We start from the raw sequence: 16,377 nt of genomic DNA on the forward strand, positions 1-16,377 counted from the left end.
GTTCACGTGCCCGGCTTGCGGCCGTAGACGTAGACGTCGTCGCCGTTGCGCAGGAGGTTCCAGTACGCCTTGGCGTCCGTCGGGGTCATGTTCACGCAGCCGCCCGAGCCCGGCGGGTTCCACATGCTCTTGTCGACCGAGTGGAAGGCTATGCCGCCGTCGAAGAACTGGGAGTACGGCATCCAGACGTTGTAGATCGTCGACCAGTGCTTGATGTTGCGGTAGTAGATCTTGTTGTGGCCGGTACGGGTCTCCGTGCCGTCCTTGCCGGTGCGCACCGGGACCGGGCCGTAGCGGAGGGTCGCGCCGTCCTGGATCCAGCTCAGCTGGCGGGTCAGGTCCACGCACGCGATGCGGCCGACGTTGGTGGGGCACGCGCCGTCGCGGTTCGGGGTGTTGCCCGCGGCGCGCTGGGCGAGCATCGTGCTCATCGTCTGCCAGGTGAGGGGGCCGGCGTAGCCCATGGTCGGGGTGATGCCGTGCTGGGCCTGGAACGCCTGGATGGCCCGGCAGTCCGAGGCGGACTGGACGCCGTTGACCCAGAGGTTCAAGAAGGCCTCGACCTGGCGCTGGTACGGGCCCGTGCTCAGGTTGCACCCCGCGGCCTGGGCGGGGGCGGCGGACATCACCGTGAGCGGGAGCGCCAGGGCTGCCGCCGCTATCGCGCCTGCCAGTTTGCGTGTTCCCCTCACGGCGCCGGCCCCTCCCGACTCAGTGTTTCTGTGGGAGTAGTTGTACGGCCGCCGGGGTGGGTCGGGGAAGACCCCTGACCCACCCCTCGGGGCGCGTGCGTAGGAGCGGTCGTACCGATGGTGGATGACGCACCCTCAGGAGTGGGCGTAGACGGGGCGGGCCGCGGCGACGGCCGGCTCGTCGGTCGTCAGGCGCGAGGTGCCGACGGTCGCGGTGAAGAGCTCCTGGCCGTTCTGGTGGATCACCACGTGCACCCGGCCGGTGCCGCCCGGCTCGGGCTCCGCGTCGATCCAGCAGGGGGCGTCCAGCTCGGCGAAGCGGGTGAAGCGGGTGTCCATGGACGTGGCGACGGTGGGGAGGGGGCCGGAGACGACGTGGGCCGCCTGGCGGGCGGCCTCCAGGAGGAGGGCGCCGGGCACGTGGTCCACCGGGTGGTCGAAGAGGACGGGGTGGTACGGGTCCACGCGCAGCTGCCAGCGGCGGGCGGAGCGGGTGGCGGCGAGGACGACGTTCTCGCGGAGCTTGTGGCCGACCCGGTGCGCGGGGATGGGGAGGGGGACCGGGACGGCCGCCGCCAGGGCCGCCTCCTTGTCGGCGTACGCGCCGCGCAGGCGGCGGTAGATGGCGGGGGCGTGGCTGGTGAAGCGGGTCTCGGCGCTGCCGAGGCGGACCCCGTCGCGGCGGGCCTCCACGTGCAGGGAGAGGGCGGAGAGGACGCCGCGCCGCTGGACCACGTCGTGGCAGTCGACGTAGAGGGTGACCTCGGCGGGGAGCAGTCCGGCGCGCATGCCCTCGGTGCCGGGGTCGGTTCGGTAGCTGAAGTGCTCCCAGATGAGGTGGTGGCCGAACGGGACGGTGTACGCGGCGTGGGAGAGGAGGGGGAAGATCTGCCGAACCGTTTCGGCGAACAGCATCGGGTCGTGGACGCCGTGGCGGGAGCGGTAGAAGCTGTGCGAGCGGGGCCACTGGGCGGTGACGGTGAACGCGTCGTCGTCCGTGCGGTGCCAGCCGGTCAGCAGCACCTCGGCGAGGGCTGCCTTGTGCACGTACTCGCGGGGGACGGTGGTGGTGACGGTGGCGGGCGGCTCGGCCGGCCCGCCGAACGCGGGCAATGCGGGCCGGGAGGCGGTGCCGGACTCGTACTGGGCGAACTCGAACTCCATCTGGAATCCCCCTGAAGGATGTGCTGTCGGGCGGCGGCACGGGCGTGAGGCGTGAGACGCGTGTGCGGCGTGACACGGGTGTGCGGCGTGGCGCGGGTGTGCGGGCTGGCGACCCATGTGTGTGGGCTGGCGACCCATGTGTGTGGGCTGGCGACCCATGTGTGTGGGCTGGGGTGAGGCAGCTGGGGTGAAGCAGGCGTACGCGGGTGGCGCGTGGTGCTCGGGTGACGCGTGGGTGGCGCGTCGTGCTCAGGTGGGGCGCGGGTGGCGCGGGTCAGGCGTGGCGGGCGCAGGTGGCTCGGGCACGGCAGGCATGACGGGCATGGCGGGCGTGACAGGCATGGCAAGTGACAGGCTGGGCGCGGTTGTGGCTCAGGCGCGGCACGGGCATGTTGCGGCACGGGCATGGCACGGGCATGGTGCGTACGAGGCGCCGACGGGGGTGAGGGGTGGAACCGAAGTTCCCCCTGCGGCTTGCGCTCCTGGCTAAAAGTAGAGAGTGCTCGTTTTGTTTGTCGAGTGGGAAGCGATTGAAACCCGAGAGTGGCTTGATCTGACCGCCACAGGATGCGTTGATCGTCGTGAGGTCCTGGGCGGCCCCTTCGCATAACATAGAGGGCGTTCGCTTTTTTGCGATGGGGGACCCGTCAGACAGCCATCAAGTGGTCAGTTGGAGTGATCGTGTCGCAGCCAAGGCAAGCCCGAGCCATCCGAACCCGAGAGAAGATCATCCGGGCCGCCGCCGAGGTGTTCGACGAGAGCGGCTTCTCCGGGGCGAGCATGAACAAGATCGTGCGCCGGGCGGAGACGACCATGGGTGCGATGTACTTCCACTTCGCGTCCAAGGAGGAGATCGCGCAGACGGTCATGAACGAGCAGGCGGCCGACCTGACGTTCCCCGACGGCGAGGACGGTCTCCAGCGGCTGCTGGACATAAACCTCGAGGTCGCCCACCAGATGCGCACCAACGTGCTGTTCCGCGCCGGCGTCCGCCTGGCCGTCGAGCAGGGCGACTTCGGGATGCGCGACGCCGCGCCGTACCAGCTGTGGACGGAGCTGTTCCGGGAGCAGCTGGAGGCGGCGCAGCGGCGCGGGGAGCTGCTGCCGGGGGTCGACACGGCGGAGTTCGCCGAGATCCTGGTCGGCGCGTACACCGGTACGCAGCTGATGTCGAACATCACCACCGGCCGGGAGAACCTCATAGAGCGCATCGCCACGCTCTGGCGCTACCTGCTGCCGTCCATCGCCTCACCCGAGGTGATCGCGGGGCTCGACCTGGGCGGCAGCGGGGGCGCCGGCAAGCGGCGCAAGGGGGCGGCGGCGAAGCGGGGCTGAGCGGGGGGCCGCGGGGCCGGCGGGGCCGGCTGGGTCGGCTGGGTCGGCTGGGAGGTCGGCGGGGCGGGCGGTTGTCAGGGGCTGGGGTGGCATGTCGGCTGCCCGTTCGAGAGGTGGGGCCACCTCTCGCCGTTCCCCCGGGGCCGGCAAACCCCGTCCAAGACAGGGGTCGGTTCGGGGGCTCCCCGAGGGTTTGCTGAGGGCCTGCCGGAGGTCTGTCGGGGCTTCGCCGAGGGCCGGCCTGGGGGAGTTCGTTTCCTGTCGGGCCTGGTCGGAGGGGTGTCGGTGTCTGCCCGCCAGTCCATCGTCCGTGCGGGTCGGCGGCCGGCGTCAAGAGCGCCCTTCGGGCGTCGCTTGCGCGATGTCGCTGCGCTCCACTCCTGACACCGACCACCGCCCCACCCAGACACAGACTGACGAGCAGGCACCGAGGGAGGGATGGCAGGGGGAGGCACAGGTATCCGGGGCTCAGCGATGACGCCCGGACCGAAGCCCTGCCGTGCGGAATCGCGCCCTTCGGGCGGGGAGCCCCCCTTTCCTCCGGGCCCCGACCGGCAGGCCGAGGGCTTGCTGAGGCCCGCCGGAGGTCTGTCGGGGGTCTGTCGGGGGTCTGTCGAGGGCCGGCCTGGGGGTCGGTCGGCGGCTCGTCACCGTTATGGGCCGGAGCCGGTCCGTGACCACGCGTCGGCGCGCCGAGCTCGGCGGCTCCGTGCGGCTCCGACGGGCGGGCCGGCTGGGCGAAATGTCGGGGTGTCAGGGCTCCGAGGTTGCCCGACGGGCCTCGCATGGGGGCGATTTCCGGCCATGAACCGCCCGCCGGGCGGATCTGCCCTCCGGGCCGGAACCTTTCGTGTACGGGCGCCGGGCACCGGCTGGCCACTTTTGCGTCCGGGTTCCGGGCGGGCATCGGCCTGGCCGCTGCCGAAGCGGTTGCGGGCGCGCCGCTGTTCGGCTGATCGCTGTCGCAGCGGTGGCGTCCGGCTTCCGGGCGGGCCCGACTGGCCGCGGCCGAAGTGGTCGCGTACGCGCCGTGGCTCGGCTGACCGCCGTCGTAGCGTTCGTGTACGGGCCTCGGCGTGCCTTGGCCGACTTGCCGCCGAGCCTTGCGCGTCCGGGAGGCCGGTTCGCCGGTGACCGTCCCGGACCTCGGAGCCCCAGCGTGGATGAGCTCGGCCCGCCAGCGGGGCCCGCGGCCTACGGGGCTCAGCTCGGGAACGGGGCGCCGTCCGGGCATGGGCGTCGCCCGGATCTCACCGCGGCACGGGGCTCCGCTTGCGGGCTGCGGTTGGTGCGGGCTGCCGGGGCGTGTACGGGCCCACCCGCACCCTCGGCGCTGTGCGGGCTCGCCCGCGGGTGCGCCGCAGTTGGGTGACGGCCGCCGCGTTCGTGCGTCAGCCGACCCGCCTGCCGCGTGTTCCGGGCTTCGCCGCTCTACGGGTCTCTGCGCGTCTCAGCTTGTGCGTTCGTAACCGCCGGGCCCGCGCCGGGTGGGCGTGTTGCTGGTCTGCTTGGGCGCCGTGTGGGTCGGCGACTCGGGGACTGTCGTTGGTGTGGGCCCCGGCGGTGTACGGGGGCCCAGCTCGGGCCCGCCGGTGCCGTGTTCGCGGGTGTGTCGCGGCAGTTGGGTGCTTGTTGTCACGTGCGTGCGTCAGCCAGCCCGCCTGCCGGATGTTCCGGGCTTCGCCGTTCTGCGCGTCTCAGCTTGTGCGTTCGTAACCGCCGGGCCTTCGCCTCGTGGGCGTGTTGCCGGTCTGCCTCGGCGCCGTACGGGGCTCAGCTCGCGGGTGAGCCGCCGTCAGGCCCCGGGGACGTGCGGGGCTGCCCCGGGCCCGGCGTGCGCCCGGCCGTGCCGGGCCCCGCGCCCCTCCGTGCCCGTCGGTTCCTGCGCCGAGTGCGTCATCGGCTGGTCGGCACGCCTGTTGCGTGGTGTCGTCGCTCTGCGGGGTCAGCGTCTGCGTGCGTGACTGCCGGGCCCCGCCGGGTACGCGTGTCGCCGGTCTGTCTCGGCGCAGTACGGGGCTCAGCTCGTGGGCGTGCTGTCGTCAGGCCCCGGGGGCGTACGGGGCTGCTCCGTGGCAGGCGTGTGCCCGTCCGGGCCCGCCGCGCGGGCCTCCGCGCCGGGCCCCGGGCTCGTGTCCCCGCCCAGCGCCGGGCGCCCCTGGCGGCGGCTCGTGATGCCCGTCCACAGGACCTCCCATGCCTCCGCCAGGCGGCCCCGGACGCTCCAGGCGACGCCCGTCGGGGAGGTGTGCGCGCGGAGGGCCGAGAGTTCCAGGTTGGAGACCACGCAGGCCACCAGGACGCCGACCATCTCCGGGTCGCCCTCCTCGGTCAGTTCGCCGGTGCGCCGTGCTTCCGCCAGCAGCGTGCGGACGGCCGGCACCCACGCGTCGTGCCAGTCGTGCCGCATCGGCAGCTCCCGCGAGAGCCGGGCCGCCGCCTGGACCACCGGCTGCTTCTCCAGCAGCCCGGCCAGCACCTGGGTGATCTCCGCGACGGCCTCGGCGGGGGAGTGGGCCTCGTCGACGGTCTGGGCCACGGCCAGCCGGGTCAGTTCGCAGCCCCGCTCGCACACCGCCTCCGCGAGCTCGTGCTTCGCGGGGAAGTGGAACGTCAGGGCGCCGATGGTGGCCATGGCCGCCCGGCTGATCCGGGTCAGCGAGGTGCCCGCGTACCCGCGGTGGGCGAACTCCTCGCCCGCCGCCTGGACGAGGAGGGCCCGGGTGCGCCCCGCTCGCTCCTGCTTGATCCCTGCGCGTTCGTGGTTCGTCATGTGTGGCCCCTCGCGGTGGTCGGCGTTCCGGCCCCCCGGCCGTGTCGGTACGTGCATGCAGCATCTCAGAAAAACAAAGCGAGTACTCTCTATGGTGTAGAAAAAAGAGCGAGCATTCTCTACGCTTCCGGTGGATGGAGGAGGAGATGCACCATGACTCGTAACGGAGCGGCGCCCTCCGCCGCAGTCGCGCGGCCCCAGAGACGCGTGGACCCCAAGCTCGCCGAACTGGGCAACTTCCTTGCAGAACGCCGCGCCGAGGTCACTCCGCAGCAGGTCGGACTGCCCGGCGGCGCGGCCCGCCGGGTGCCCGGACTGCGCCGTGAGGAGGTCGCGATGCTCGCCGGCATCGGTGCCTCCTGGTACGCCTGGATCGAGCAGGGCCGCGCCAAGAACGTCTCCCCGGAGATCCTCGGTGCCATCGCCCAGGTGCTCCGCCTCGACGAGGCGCAGCGGCTGTACGCGATGCGGCTCGCCGGGTACGCGCCGGCCGGGCGGCCCCAGCCCTGCGCGGACGACGACCTGCCGCTGCTGTTCCGGATCGTCGACGGCTTCCTCCCCAGTCCGGCCTACGTCCTCAACGCCTACTGGGACGTGACGGTTGCGAACTCCTCCGCCACCCGCCTGCTGGGCCTGTCCGGTGAGCGGCCCAACTACCTCCGGATGCTCTTCCTGGACCCGGCGGCCCACGACCGGCTGCCGCAGTGGGAGCAGGAGGCGGCCGCCGCGGTGGCCGCCTTCCGTGTGCAGAGCGGCGATCTGCTCGCCGACGCCCGGCTGGCCGCCCTGGTGCGCGAACTCACCGAGCGCAGCCCGGTGTTCGAGGCACTGTGGGCCCGGCACCGGGTCGCCGACAGCGGCGGGACGAGCCAGCTCGTGCGTGATCCGGAGCTGGGGGACCTGGAGTTCACCCGCGTCTCGATGTGCCTGAGCGGCCGCCCCGGGGTGCAAGTGATCTTACTGAGCCCGCAGTACGACGCCGCGGAACTGGCCGCGCACTGGGTCGAACAGAGCGCCGCTGTCTGACCGACCTACTCATCTACTTACCTACCCCGGGCAGCGCGAAGAACCACGCCACCGCGACATGCGCCGCCGGCGCGGCGGCACGGCAACACACCGACGAGAAGAGGAACGATCCGCATGGCGATGGCCACCTCGTGGAACACCCCGGGGAACACCCCGGCCGGCGCGCCGCGTTCGCTGACCCTCGGCGAGCACAAGGTCACCTGGCTGCCCGACGGGCACGTCCAGCTGGACCCGCGCGGCTGGCTGCCGGAGACCGGGGCCGACGACTGGGCCGGGGGCAACGCCGCGCTGCTGGACGCCGAGGGCTACCTGGTCGCCTCCATCGGGGCCCTCCTCATCGAGTACCGGGGCCGCGCGATGCTGGTCGACGCCGGCTTCGGCCCGCACGACATCGCCGCCGAGCACACCCACCCCGTACTGGGCGTACTGGTCGGCGGGCTGCTCCCGGCGGCGCTGGAGAGCGCCGGGGTCAAGCCGGGCGACGTCGAGCTGATCGCCTTCAGCCACCTCCACGACGACCACTTCGGCTGGGCCTTCCGCCCGGGGCAGGGCGCCGCATCGCCCTTCTCCTCGGCGGTGTTCGCCGCGTCCGCCGCCGAGTGGAACAACTGGCCGCAGCCGGCCGACTCGCCGCGGGTCCGCGAACTCGCCGACGGCGAGGAGGTCTTCCCCGGCGTGACGGCCTGGGTGACCCCCGGGCACACCGCGGGGCACACCGCGTACGTGCTGGACGCGGGCGGCGGGCAGCGGCTCATCGCCTTCGGCGACGTCTTCCACACGCCGGCGCAACTGGCCCGCCCCGAGTGGCGGGTCTCGATGGACGCGCTGCCCGAGCAAGCGATCGCCTCCCGCCGCCGGCTGCTCACCGAGCTCGCCCGGCCCGGCACCGTCGCCTTCGCCAACCACTTCTCCGGCTCCGTCTTCGGCCGCCTGGCCGAAGGATCCGGCACGGCCTCCTGGGAATCGCTGGAAGGAATTCACGACTGACTTGCAATCACCGCCGCCCGGCCCCAGAATTCGTGGGGCCGGGGCTTTTGCATGCGACCGACCGCCAATCCGGCCTGTTGTCGGCGGCAATAGGTGCTGCGGTCATACGTGCGTCATTCATACGTGCCGTACCCGTATGTTTCCCACTCGTACGTTTACCGCTCGTACGTTTCCCACCCGTAGGCCCCCCGCCCGTAGGTGCCCGGATACCCCCATCAATGAGGGCTGGGACCCCCGCGCGTCGGCTGAAATGATTTCGGCATGACCCAGAGAATCGCCATTGTCGGCGCCTACGGATCAGGAAAGACCCTGCTCGCCCGGGCTCTTTCCGAGGTAACCGGTCTCCCCTACACGCAGGGCACCGCCATGCGTGAGCCCATCGGCGGCGAGGGGAAGCACATCTGGAACTGGACCGACGGCGAACTCCTCCAGCTGACGGTCAAGCGCTACGCCGAGCGCACCCTCAACGAGGCCGCCCACCCGGCCGGCTTCATCAGCGACGGCTCGATGATCCACGAGTGGGTCTTCGCCAAGCTCCGCCTGGTCACCGGCCCGAACCCGGGCACCCTGGCCTCGGTCGACAGCCGCTACCGCAGCGAGGTCACCGCCGCCTACGAGGACGTCGCCGACAACATCGGCAAGCTCGCGGTCCGGCACGCGAAGACCGCGTACGACGTGATCTTCCACCTCCCGATCGAATTCCCGCTGGCCGAGGACAACCGGCCGATCAACGAGAACTTCCGCACCCTCTCGGACGAGGTCCTGCTGCCCGCGCTCGAGCAGACCGGCGTTCCGGTCCACACGGTCACCGGCACTCCCGCGATGCGCCTGGAGAAGATCCTCAAGGTCACCGGACTGCCCACGGTCGTGGAGATCGACAAGGCGCTCGAAGCCGTCCAGGGCCAGTAGCCCGGACCAGGGCAAGCAATCCGGCCGAATTCCCGATCCGCCCGCCGAAGGGCCGGCCGAGACCCGCCGAAGGGCCGGCCGAGACCCGCCGAAGGGCCGGCCGAGGCCGACCGAGACCGACCCGAAAGTTCACATCCCGTTCCACTCCGCCACCCCACCCCAAGCGCCATCAGAGAAAGGCCACACGAAATGCAGCTCGAGGTTCCCCAGTGGAGCGACAAGCCCGATCTCAAGCTGGCGATATCCGGCACGTACTCGTCCGGTAAGTCGACCACCACGGAAGCCCTCTCGATCGCGACCGGCATCCCGCGTACGCACGCCAAGACCTCCCGCGAGCTGCTCGTGGACCTCGTCCCCGGCAAGACGGTGATGGAGCTCAACGCGATGGAGCTCGTCAAGCTGGGCCTGCGCCGCTACGAGGAGCGCCTGGTCAACGAGTCCGGCAGCGGCGCCTTCATATCCGACGGCGGCGTCTTCCACGAGTGGGTGTACTTCGAGGCCCGCATGCGCGTCGGCATCAACCCCGGCATGCCGTGGTGGTTCCAGGGCGTCAAGAAGGCCATGGGCGTGACGTCCAAGCGCTTCTACCAGAAGTACACGGACACCCTCGGCGACATCCAGAAGGACCGCGCCAAGCGCTCCTACGACGCCTACGTGCACCTGCCGGTGGAGTTCGACATGGACGCCGACGGCCACCGCCCGGTGTCCGAGCCGTTCCGCCGGCTCTCCGACGACCTGCTCGTCGAGGCGCTGGAAGAGATCAAGATCCCGTACCGCGTCATCGGCGGACCGATCCCCGAGCGGATCGAGAAGATCGTCGAGACCTTCGGCCTGCCGATCGTCGTCCCGATCCCCGAGGCCATCGAGGAGGCGGAGCGACGCGTCGCCGCCGACATCGAGGACCTCCAGTCGAACCTCTCCTACATGGAGTCCCAGCGGAAGAAGTCCTTCGGACGCAGGCTCGCCTACGCCTTCCGCTACTGACCTCCCCCCACCTGACCGTCCCCGACCGGAAGGAACTGGCGTGCCCACGAGCGTGCAGGCCAAGCCGCGTCGTCTGGGAGCGATCCTCGGCCTCCTGGCCTTCGCCCAGATGATCATCGCGATCGACTACAACATCATGTTCGTGGCCCTGCCTGACATCGGCAGCGACCTCGGATTCTCCGCCCAGAACCTGCAGTGGGTGATCTCGGCCTACTCGGTCGCCTTCGGCGGCTTCCTGCTGCTGGGCGGCCGCGCCACGGACCTCTTCGGCCGGAAGAACATGTTCCTCTTCGGCCTCTTCCTCTACGCCGCCTCCTCGGTGCTCGGCGGCCTGGCCACCGAGTCCTGGCTGCTGGTCGCGGCCCGCGTGGTCCAGGGCCTCGGCGGCGCGTTCCTGGCGCCGGCCACCCTGTCGCTGGTGACGACCCTCTTCGCCGAGGGCACCGAGCGCAACCGCGCCCTGGCCGTGTGGGGCGGCGCCGGCGGCTTCGGCATGGTGCTCGGCGCCATCCTCGGCGGCCTGCTGACCGACTGGTTCGGCTGGCAGGCGGTCATGTGGGTCAACGTCATCGCCGCCGGCGCGGCCATGGCGTACGGCACGGGCATCCTGCCGAAGACGGCGAAGGCCACCACGAACGGCTTCGACCTCCCGGGCGCCGTCGTCGGCACCGTCGCCTCCACCCTGCTGGTCTTCACCCTGGTCAACGGCCCGGAGGCGGGCTGGGGTTCGGGCACCACCATCGGCAGCCTGATCGGCTCGCTGGTGCTCTTCGCCCTCTTCATCGGCATCGAGTCCAAGACCGCCGCCCCGATGATGCCGCTGCGGCTGTTCACCAACCGCAACGTCTCCGTCGGCACCACGATCACCTTCCTCTTCATGGCGACCTTCGGTGCCTACGCCTACTTCCTCACCCAGTACTGGCAGGTCGTCCAGGGCTACAGCGCCTGGGCCACCGGCTTCGCCTTCCTGCTCCCCTCCGGCTGCGTCCTGATCGGAACCGTCGCCGCCGGGAAGCTCATGAACTCCTACGGCGCCCGCAAGACCCTGCTGATCGCCCTCGCCGTGGGCTTCGTCGGCACCGCCGCCCTCGCGCTCACCATGACCCAGGACAGCTCGTACCTGGTCATCGCGGTGCCGCTGATCGTGCTCTCGCTCGGCCAGGGCGTCATCTTCACCGCGATGTTCGCCGCCGCCACCACCGGCGTGGCGAACGAGGAGCAGGGCATCGGCTCCGGCATCGCCACCACCGGTCAGCAGATCGGCGGAGCGGTCGGCCTCGCGGTCCTCATCGCCATCGCGGCCGGCGCCGCGGGCGGCGAGACCACCGACCCGGCCCGGCTCACCGACGGCATCCTGGTCGCCACCTGGGCCACCGCCGCCGGTATCGCACTGACCTTCCTCGCGACGCTCGGCCTGAAGAAGCCGGCCGCGGCCGCGACGCAGGTCGTCGCCTCCGGCGAAGCCGCCGGGGACACGAACTCGGTGACGGCCCCCGCGGCCTCGGCCCCGGCCTCGGCCCCGGCCCCGGCCTCGGCCCCGGCCCCGGCTCCGGCCGTCTCCGAACGCGTCTGATCCGCCACATCCCCCAGCGGCAGACGCCCGGCGCACGGCCTCCTCCCTCGACATCCCCCGCGGGGGAGGGGGCTGTGCGCAGGCACCACGGCTGCGACCGTGCCTCAAGGCACAAGCTCCACCAGGGCCCTCCGGCCCACAGCTCCACAAGGCACTCAAGGCCACCGCTCCACCGGGCCCCTCGGCCCCACGGCTCCCCGGTTCCACGGCCCCGCCAGGCCGGCCAGACCACGCCCGGAAAGGTTGAGACGACGCAGTGAACGCCTACCGCACCGCATTCTTCGACGTGGACGGCACGCTCACCACCGCCCCGAGCATGTTCCGCTTCCTGCGCCACTACCTCTCCGCCATGGGCCACCCGCCCACCGAGTACATCACCCGCCGCCGCGAGCTGAAGGCGATGAACGAGGTCGGCTGTCCCCGCGAGGCCACCAACCGCGCCTACTTCGCCAGCCTCGAAGGCGCCAACGCCGCCGAGGTCACCGGGCTCGCCGAGGACTGGTTCCGCGAGGAGCTCCGGGCGGGCGCCTTCTTCCACGAACACGGCGTCGCAGCGCTGCGCCGCCACCAGCAGGACGGGACCCGGATCGTCTTCGTCTCCGGCTCCTTCCCCGCCGTACTCGACCCGATCGCCGAACACCTCGGCGCCGACGAGGTCTGGTGCACGGAACCGGAGATCGCCTGGGGGCGCTACACCGGCAACCTGCACCGCCCCCCGATGCTCTCCGCCGCCAAGGCCGAGACCGTCCGGGCCGTCGCCGCCGGCCACGGGGCCGCGCCCGAACACTGCATCGCCTACGGGGACCACATCTCCGACCTGCCGATGCTCAAGGCGGCCGGGCACGCCGTGGTCGTCGGCGGGGACAAGGTCCTGCGCACCCACGCACGTATCCACGGGTGGTCCCTGCTGCCCGCCGCGCCGGTCCCGCCGGCGCTCGACCTGCCGCTGTGGCACACCGGCCGGACCGGCTCGCTGGCGGCCGTAACGAACGAGGTGAAAGAGGTGGAAAGCGTATGACGTCCTGGTTCTTCGACCGGATGCGGAGCTTCGGCGAGGCCGACGCCATCGTCTTCAACGGCGTTGCCTACAGCTACGCCCAGCTCGTACGGCTGACCGGTGACTGGGCACAGTTCCTCGACCGCCACGGCGTCGCGGCCGGACAGGTCGTCGCCATCGAAGGCGTCAGCAGCGTCGAGGCCTGTGCGGGCCTGCTCGCCCTGATCGAGCGCGGCTCCGTCGTCGTCCCGATGACCCCGCTGCCGGAGGCCAAGCGCGCCGAGTTCCTGGAGGTCGCCGAGGTCGAGACCGTCATCTCGATCGACTCCGAGCAGTGGCGGCGCAGCGTGGAGATCACCGGCCGCGAGGCGAGCCACGAGCTCTACGGGAAGCTGCGCGCCGACCGCGTGCCCGGCCTGGTCCTGTTCAGCTCCGGCACCACCGGCCGCAGCAAGGCCAGCGTGCTGGACTTCTCCAAGGTGCTCTCCAAGTACGGCCCGCCGACCCGGCCGGCCCGCACCCTCGGCTTCCTCAACCTGGACCACATCGGCGGCATCAACACCCTGCTGCACACCCTCAGCCAGGGCGGGGCCCTCGTCACCATCGACGAGCGCACCCCGGAGACCGTCTGCGCCGCGATCGAGCAGAGCCGCATCCAGATCCTGCCGACCACGCCGACGTTCCTGAACATGCTGCTGATATCCCGTGCCTACGAGCGCTACGACCTGTCCTCGCTGAAGCTGGTCACCTACGGCACCGAGCCGATGCCCGAGGGCACCCTGACCCGGCTGGCCAAGGCGATGCCCGAGGTCCGGCTGAAGCAGACGTACGGGCTGTCCGAGCTCGGCATCATGCCCACCAAGTCCCGCGACGACGGCAGCCTGTGGGTGAAGCTGGGCGGCGAGGGCTTCTCGTACCGGATCGTCGACGGCATCCTGTGGATCCGCTCCGACATGGCGATGCTCGGCTACCTCAACGCCCCGGCGCCCTTCGACGAGCAGGGCTTCTTCAACACGCAGGACGCGGTGGAGACGGACGGCGAGTACGTCCGCATCCTGGGCCGCAAGTCCGAGCTGATCAACGTCGCGGGGGAGAAGGTCTACCCCAACGAGGTCGAGAACGTCCTGCTGGAGCTGGACTACGTCGCCGACGCCGTGGTCTCGGGCCGCCCGAGCCATGTCACCGGCCAGGTGGTCAAGGCGGTCGTCAGGCTCACCGGGCCCTGCGAGGACCCGCGGGCCACCGCGCGGCGGGTGCGCGAGCACTGCGCGCAGCGGCTGGAGGCCTTCAAGGTGCCGGTCGTGGTCGAGGTCACCGACGAGGACACGCACTCCACCCGGTTCAAGAAGATCCGGAGCGCGGTGTGACCCCGGACCGGGCGGCCGAGGGCGGTGCGACCACGGACCGGGCGACCCCGGAGCGGGAGACCCCGGACCGGGCGGCGGCCCAGGACGGTGCGGCCCGCCGGCGGGTGGCCGTGGTCAGCGGCGGCAGCCGCGGACTCGGCCGGGTGCTGGTGGAGCGGCTGCTGGCCGAGGGCTGGCAGGTGGCGACCTTCAGCCGCAAGCCCAACGAGTTCACCGGGGCGATGGCGCAGGCGCACCCGGAGACCTTCCTGTGGGAGTCGGTCGACCTCCAGGAGACGGCACAGATCAGACAGTTCACCAAGACCGTGAAGGAACGCTTCACCGCGGTCGACCTGCTCGTCAACAACGCGGGCGTGCTCCACCAGGAGCTCTTCCTGACGATCGCCCCGCAGAAGATCGACGACCTGCTGGCCGCCAATCTGACCGCCCCCGTGCACCTGACCCAGGCGTGCGCACGGCTGATGATGCGCGGCGGCGGATCGATCGTGAACATCTCGTCCATCAACGCGATCCGCGGCTACCGCGGCGTCGGGGTGTACGCCGCGGCCAAGGCCGGACTGGAGGGCTTCGGCCGGGCGCTGGCCCGCGAGCTCGGACCGGTCGGCATCCGCGTCAACACGGTCACCCCCGGCTTCTTCGACAGCGAGCTGACCTCGGACGTCACGGATCGCAACCGGGAGAAGATCCAGCACCGCACCCCCCTGGGGCGGCTCGGCACCGTGGAGGAGATCGCGGACGCGGTCCTCTTCCTGGCCTCCCCGCAAGCACGTTTCATCACCGGCCAGTCACTGGTTATCGACGGAGGAATCACATGCTGAACGACCGGCACGTCCAGGAGATCATCGAGCGCGAGATCCAGGCCGTGGTGCTGAGCTCGGACGAGGAGGAGCTGTCGCTGGACGACGAGCTGCTGAAGTCCGGCGTCAACTCCCTGATGCTCGCCCAGCTGCTGATCCAGCTGGAGACCGAGCTCGGCGTCGACCCCTTCGGCGACCAGCTGTCCATCACCGAGATCCGGACGCTGCGCGAGCTGGTCGGGGCGTACGAGAGCGCCCTGGAGCAGGCCGCCAGCGGCGCGACGGCGGGTGCGTGAGACGTGTCCGTCGCCACTGCCACACTGTCCCTGAAGTCGATCGACGACTATCTGGGCCCCGGTGAGGGACGCTTCTTCTCGCGCGGGTACCAGCGGGCCGAGTACCTGGTCCGGGACATCGTCTCCACCCCCGTCGACGCCGAACGGCCCGGCATCCGCTCCACCGTGGACGTCAGCTACCCCGTCGACTGGTCCCGCAAGAAGAACGGCACGGACCTGCGGCCGCACCTGAGCACCGTGGACGCGCTGGTCCTCGGCGTGCAGCTCGCCGAGCTGCACCTGGTGCACGCGTACGGCCTGCAGGGCGGGGCCCGTCACACCATGCGGCTGCGCAAGATAGTCATGCGGGCCGGCGGAGCCCCGCAGGAGGACCTGCTGCGCATCCCCGCCGCCTCCCGCCTGGTGCGGACCGAGGAGGTGCCCGGCGGCACGGGCCGCTACCTGTCCGTCCACGACGGATCGGTCGGCAGCCTGCGCGTCCGCGTCGAGATCGAGCACGACGGCGGCGAACGGGCCACCGGCGAGGCGCACTTCGGCAGCCTCGACGAGGGGCTCGGCGAGGGCCGGTTCCGCTTCTACGGCGAGGGCTTCAAGAAGCGCCGCCACGTCATCCGCGACGTCGAGGTCGACATGGAGGAGCTCGCCGCCGAGGCGGACGTGCACTTCCACGCCGGCCCGGCGGACGGCCCGGACGCGCAGGGCGTCGACGCGGCCACCGAGCCGAGCGTGTCGATGGTCGACGCCTTCGTGGTCAACCTCCAGCTGGTCCAGGTGCTCATGTACGAGCTGGACCAGGTCAACCGGGCCAGCAGCAACACGCTGTGGATGATGCAGACGGTGCTGACCGCGGCGGAGACGGCGCTGCCGTTGCCCGTCCGGGCGGAGGAGCCGGGGCGGGCGCGGGCGCGGCTCCTCGCGAAGCGGTTGCTGCCGCTGCGTGGGGGGATCTGGCGCAGTGTCGAGATCGAGGCGCAGCTGGCCGGGGTGGGCGTGCGGTGTTCGTTCGCGCACGAGTTGCCGGCGGAGGCTGCGGCGAAGGCGGCGTAGCCGAGGCTCTTCTGCGGGCTTCGGCGCGGGCCGTTCCCGGCCAATCCTGCCGGGGGCGGCCGGGCCCGGGCACCCTCACCCGAGCCGGCCCGGGCACCCCTCACCCGAGCCGGCCCGGGCACCCCTCACCCGGGCCGGCCCGGGGTCCGCGCCGGGGTCCGCTGCGCGGAGCCTTTCCCCTACCCGCCCCTTCCCGAACCGGGGCTCCGCCCCGCACCCCGCGCCTCAAACGCCGGCGGGGCTGGAGGGGGGGGGGCCGCCCCACCCCAACCCCCCCCCCCCGTTCGGGGGGCTTGCCGGCCGGGGCGGGTCTGCTGGGCCGTTGGGGCTGGTCGCCCCGTTCCCCGCGCCCCCTACCGGGCGCGGCCCCGCCCCGGCGGTGGGGGCCCGCACAATCCTGCCCCCCCCGCGGTTTGAGCGCGGGGGGGGG

General features: G+C 71.7%; 14 protein-coding genes. 11 read left to right on the plus strand and 3 right to left on the minus strand.

Going from position 1 to position 16,377, the window contains the following annotated elements:
- Positions 1-2: 2 nt before the first annotated feature.
- Entirely contained in the window at positions 3-626 is a 624-nt protein-coding gene (locus tag GPJ59_RS10705) for a L,D-transpeptidase family protein (RefSeq protein ID WP_219666416.1), read from the minus strand.
- A 201-nt stretch (positions 627-827) separates the two neighbouring features.
- Positions 828-1,856 carry a ScbA/BarX family gamma-butyrolactone biosynthesis protein gene (locus GPJ59_RS10710; RefSeq protein WP_219666395.1) on the minus strand — a complete coding sequence of 343 codons (1,029 nt, stop codon included), beginning with the start codon at positions 1,854-1,856 and terminating at the stop codon, positions 828-830.
- Positions 1,857-2,537: 681 nt separating this feature from the next.
- Here GPJ59_RS10710 and GPJ59_RS10715 point away from each other — a divergent pair.
- Positions 2,538-3,191, plus strand: a complete 654-nt coding sequence (locus tag GPJ59_RS10715) for a ScbR family autoregulator-binding transcription factor (protein ID WP_219666397.1) — start codon at positions 2,538-2,540, stop codon at positions 3,189-3,191.
- A gap of 2,020 nt (positions 3,192-5,211) precedes the next feature.
- Here the strand turns inward: GPJ59_RS10715 and GPJ59_RS10720 are convergent.
- Positions 5,212-5,964 (minus strand): TetR/AcrR family transcriptional regulator, encoded by a 753-nt coding sequence (locus GPJ59_RS10720; RefSeq protein WP_219666398.1) that lies wholly within the window; start codon positions 5,962-5,964, stop codon positions 5,212-5,214.
- A gap of 153 nt (positions 5,965-6,117) precedes the next feature.
- Here GPJ59_RS10720 and GPJ59_RS10725 point away from each other — a divergent pair, with 153 nt between their 5' ends.
- The 10 genes from GPJ59_RS10725 (at position 6,118) to GPJ59_RS10770 (ending at position 15,947) form a co-directional block, all read left to right on the plus strand.
- Positions 6,118-6,990: a helix-turn-helix transcriptional regulator gene (locus tag GPJ59_RS10725; protein ID WP_219666399.1), complete on the plus strand. Its 873-nt coding sequence runs from the start codon at positions 6,118-6,120 to the stop codon at positions 6,988-6,990.
- 114 nt (positions 6,991-7,104) lie between these two features.
- Positions 7,105-7,977 carry an MBL fold metallo-hydrolase gene (locus tag GPJ59_RS10730; RefSeq protein ID WP_258024188.1) on the plus strand — a complete coding sequence of 291 codons (873 nt, stop codon included), beginning with the start codon at positions 7,105-7,107 and terminating at the stop codon, positions 7,975-7,977.
- Between the two features lie 261 nt (positions 7,978-8,238).
- Positions 8,239-8,886 carry an AAA family ATPase gene (locus GPJ59_RS10735; protein ID WP_219666401.1) on the plus strand — a complete coding sequence of 216 codons (648 nt, stop codon included), beginning with the start codon at positions 8,239-8,241 and terminating at the stop codon, positions 8,884-8,886.
- A gap of 189 nt (positions 8,887-9,075) precedes the next feature.
- Positions 9,076-9,870, plus strand: coding sequence for an AAA family ATPase (locus GPJ59_RS10740; RefSeq protein WP_219666402.1), 795 nt, complete (start codon positions 9,076-9,078; stop codon positions 9,868-9,870).
- A 40-nt stretch (positions 9,871-9,910) separates the two neighbouring features.
- Positions 9,911-11,443 carry an MFS transporter gene (locus tag GPJ59_RS10745; RefSeq protein ID WP_308120235.1) on the plus strand — a complete coding sequence of 511 codons (1,533 nt, stop codon included), beginning with the start codon at positions 9,911-9,913 and terminating at the stop codon, positions 11,441-11,443.
- A 256-nt stretch (positions 11,444-11,699) separates the two neighbouring features.
- Entirely contained in the window at positions 11,700-12,461 is a 762-nt protein-coding gene (locus GPJ59_RS10750; RefSeq protein ID WP_219666406.1) for an HAD family hydrolase, read from the plus strand.
- Positions 12,458-13,807 carry a class I adenylate-forming enzyme family protein gene (locus GPJ59_RS10755; RefSeq protein WP_219666408.1) on the plus strand — a complete coding sequence of 450 codons (1,350 nt, stop codon included), beginning with the start codon at positions 12,458-12,460 and terminating at the stop codon, positions 13,805-13,807. Before GPJ59_RS10750 ends, GPJ59_RS10755 begins: the two co-directional genes overlap by 4 nt.
- The gene (locus GPJ59_RS10760) at positions 13,804-14,625 is read left to right on the plus strand and encodes an SDR family NAD(P)-dependent oxidoreductase (RefSeq protein ID WP_308120236.1); all 822 of its coding nucleotides are present in this window, start codon (positions 13,804-13,806) and stop codon (positions 14,623-14,625) included. The genes GPJ59_RS10755 and GPJ59_RS10760 overlap by 4 nt, the downstream gene beginning before the upstream one ends.
- Positions 14,619-14,900 carry an acyl carrier protein gene (locus tag GPJ59_RS10765; protein ID WP_219666409.1) on the plus strand — a complete coding sequence of 94 codons (282 nt, stop codon included), beginning with the start codon at positions 14,619-14,621 and terminating at the stop codon, positions 14,898-14,900. The genes GPJ59_RS10760 and GPJ59_RS10765 overlap by 7 nt, the downstream gene beginning before the upstream one ends.
- Positions 14,901-14,903: 3 nt before the next feature.
- On the plus strand, positions 14,904-15,947 hold the full coding sequence (locus GPJ59_RS10770) for an AvrD family protein (protein WP_219666411.1): 1,044 nt from the start codon (positions 14,904-14,906) through the stop codon (positions 15,945-15,947).
- Positions 15,948-16,377 lie beyond the last annotated feature (430 nt).

The organism is Streptomyces bambusae, assembly GCF_019400985.1.
Classification (GTDB): domain Bacteria; phylum Actinomycetota; class Actinomycetes; order Streptomycetales; family Streptomycetaceae; genus Streptomyces; species Streptomyces bambusae_A.

Bases quoted from the DNA above. Each gene is read 5' to 3' on its own strand.
- GPJ59_RS10755 (WP_219666408.1), top strand. From the start codon at position 12,458: ATGACGTCCTGGTTCTTCGACCGGATGCGGAGCTTCGGCGAGGCCGAC.
- GPJ59_RS10730 (WP_258024188.1), top strand. From the start codon at position 7,105: ATGGCGATGGCCACCTCGTGGAACACCCCGGGGAACACCCCGGCCGGC.
- GPJ59_RS10725 (WP_219666399.1), top strand. From the start codon at position 6,118: ATGACTCGTAACGGAGCGGCGCCCTCCGCCGCAGTCGCGCGGCCCCAG.
- GPJ59_RS10720 (WP_219666398.1), bottom strand. From the start codon at position 5,964: ATGACGAACCACGAACGCGCAGGGATCAAGCAGGAGCGAGCGGGGCGC.
- GPJ59_RS10710 (WP_219666395.1), bottom strand. From the start codon at position 1,856: ATGGAGTTCGAGTTCGCCCAGTACGAGTCCGGCACCGCCTCCCGGCCC.
- GPJ59_RS10765 (WP_219666409.1), top strand. From the start codon at position 14,619: ATGCTGAACGACCGGCACGTCCAGGAGATCATCGAGCGCGAGATCCAG.
- GPJ59_RS10705 (WP_219666416.1), bottom strand. From the start codon at position 626: ATGTCCGCCGCCCCCGCCCAGGCCGCGGGGTGCAACCTGAGCACGGGC.
- GPJ59_RS10740 (WP_219666402.1), top strand. From the start codon at position 9,076: ATGCAGCTCGAGGTTCCCCAGTGGAGCGACAAGCCCGATCTCAAGCTG.
- GPJ59_RS10735 (WP_219666401.1), top strand. From the start codon at position 8,239: ATGACCCAGAGAATCGCCATTGTCGGCGCCTACGGATCAGGAAAGACC.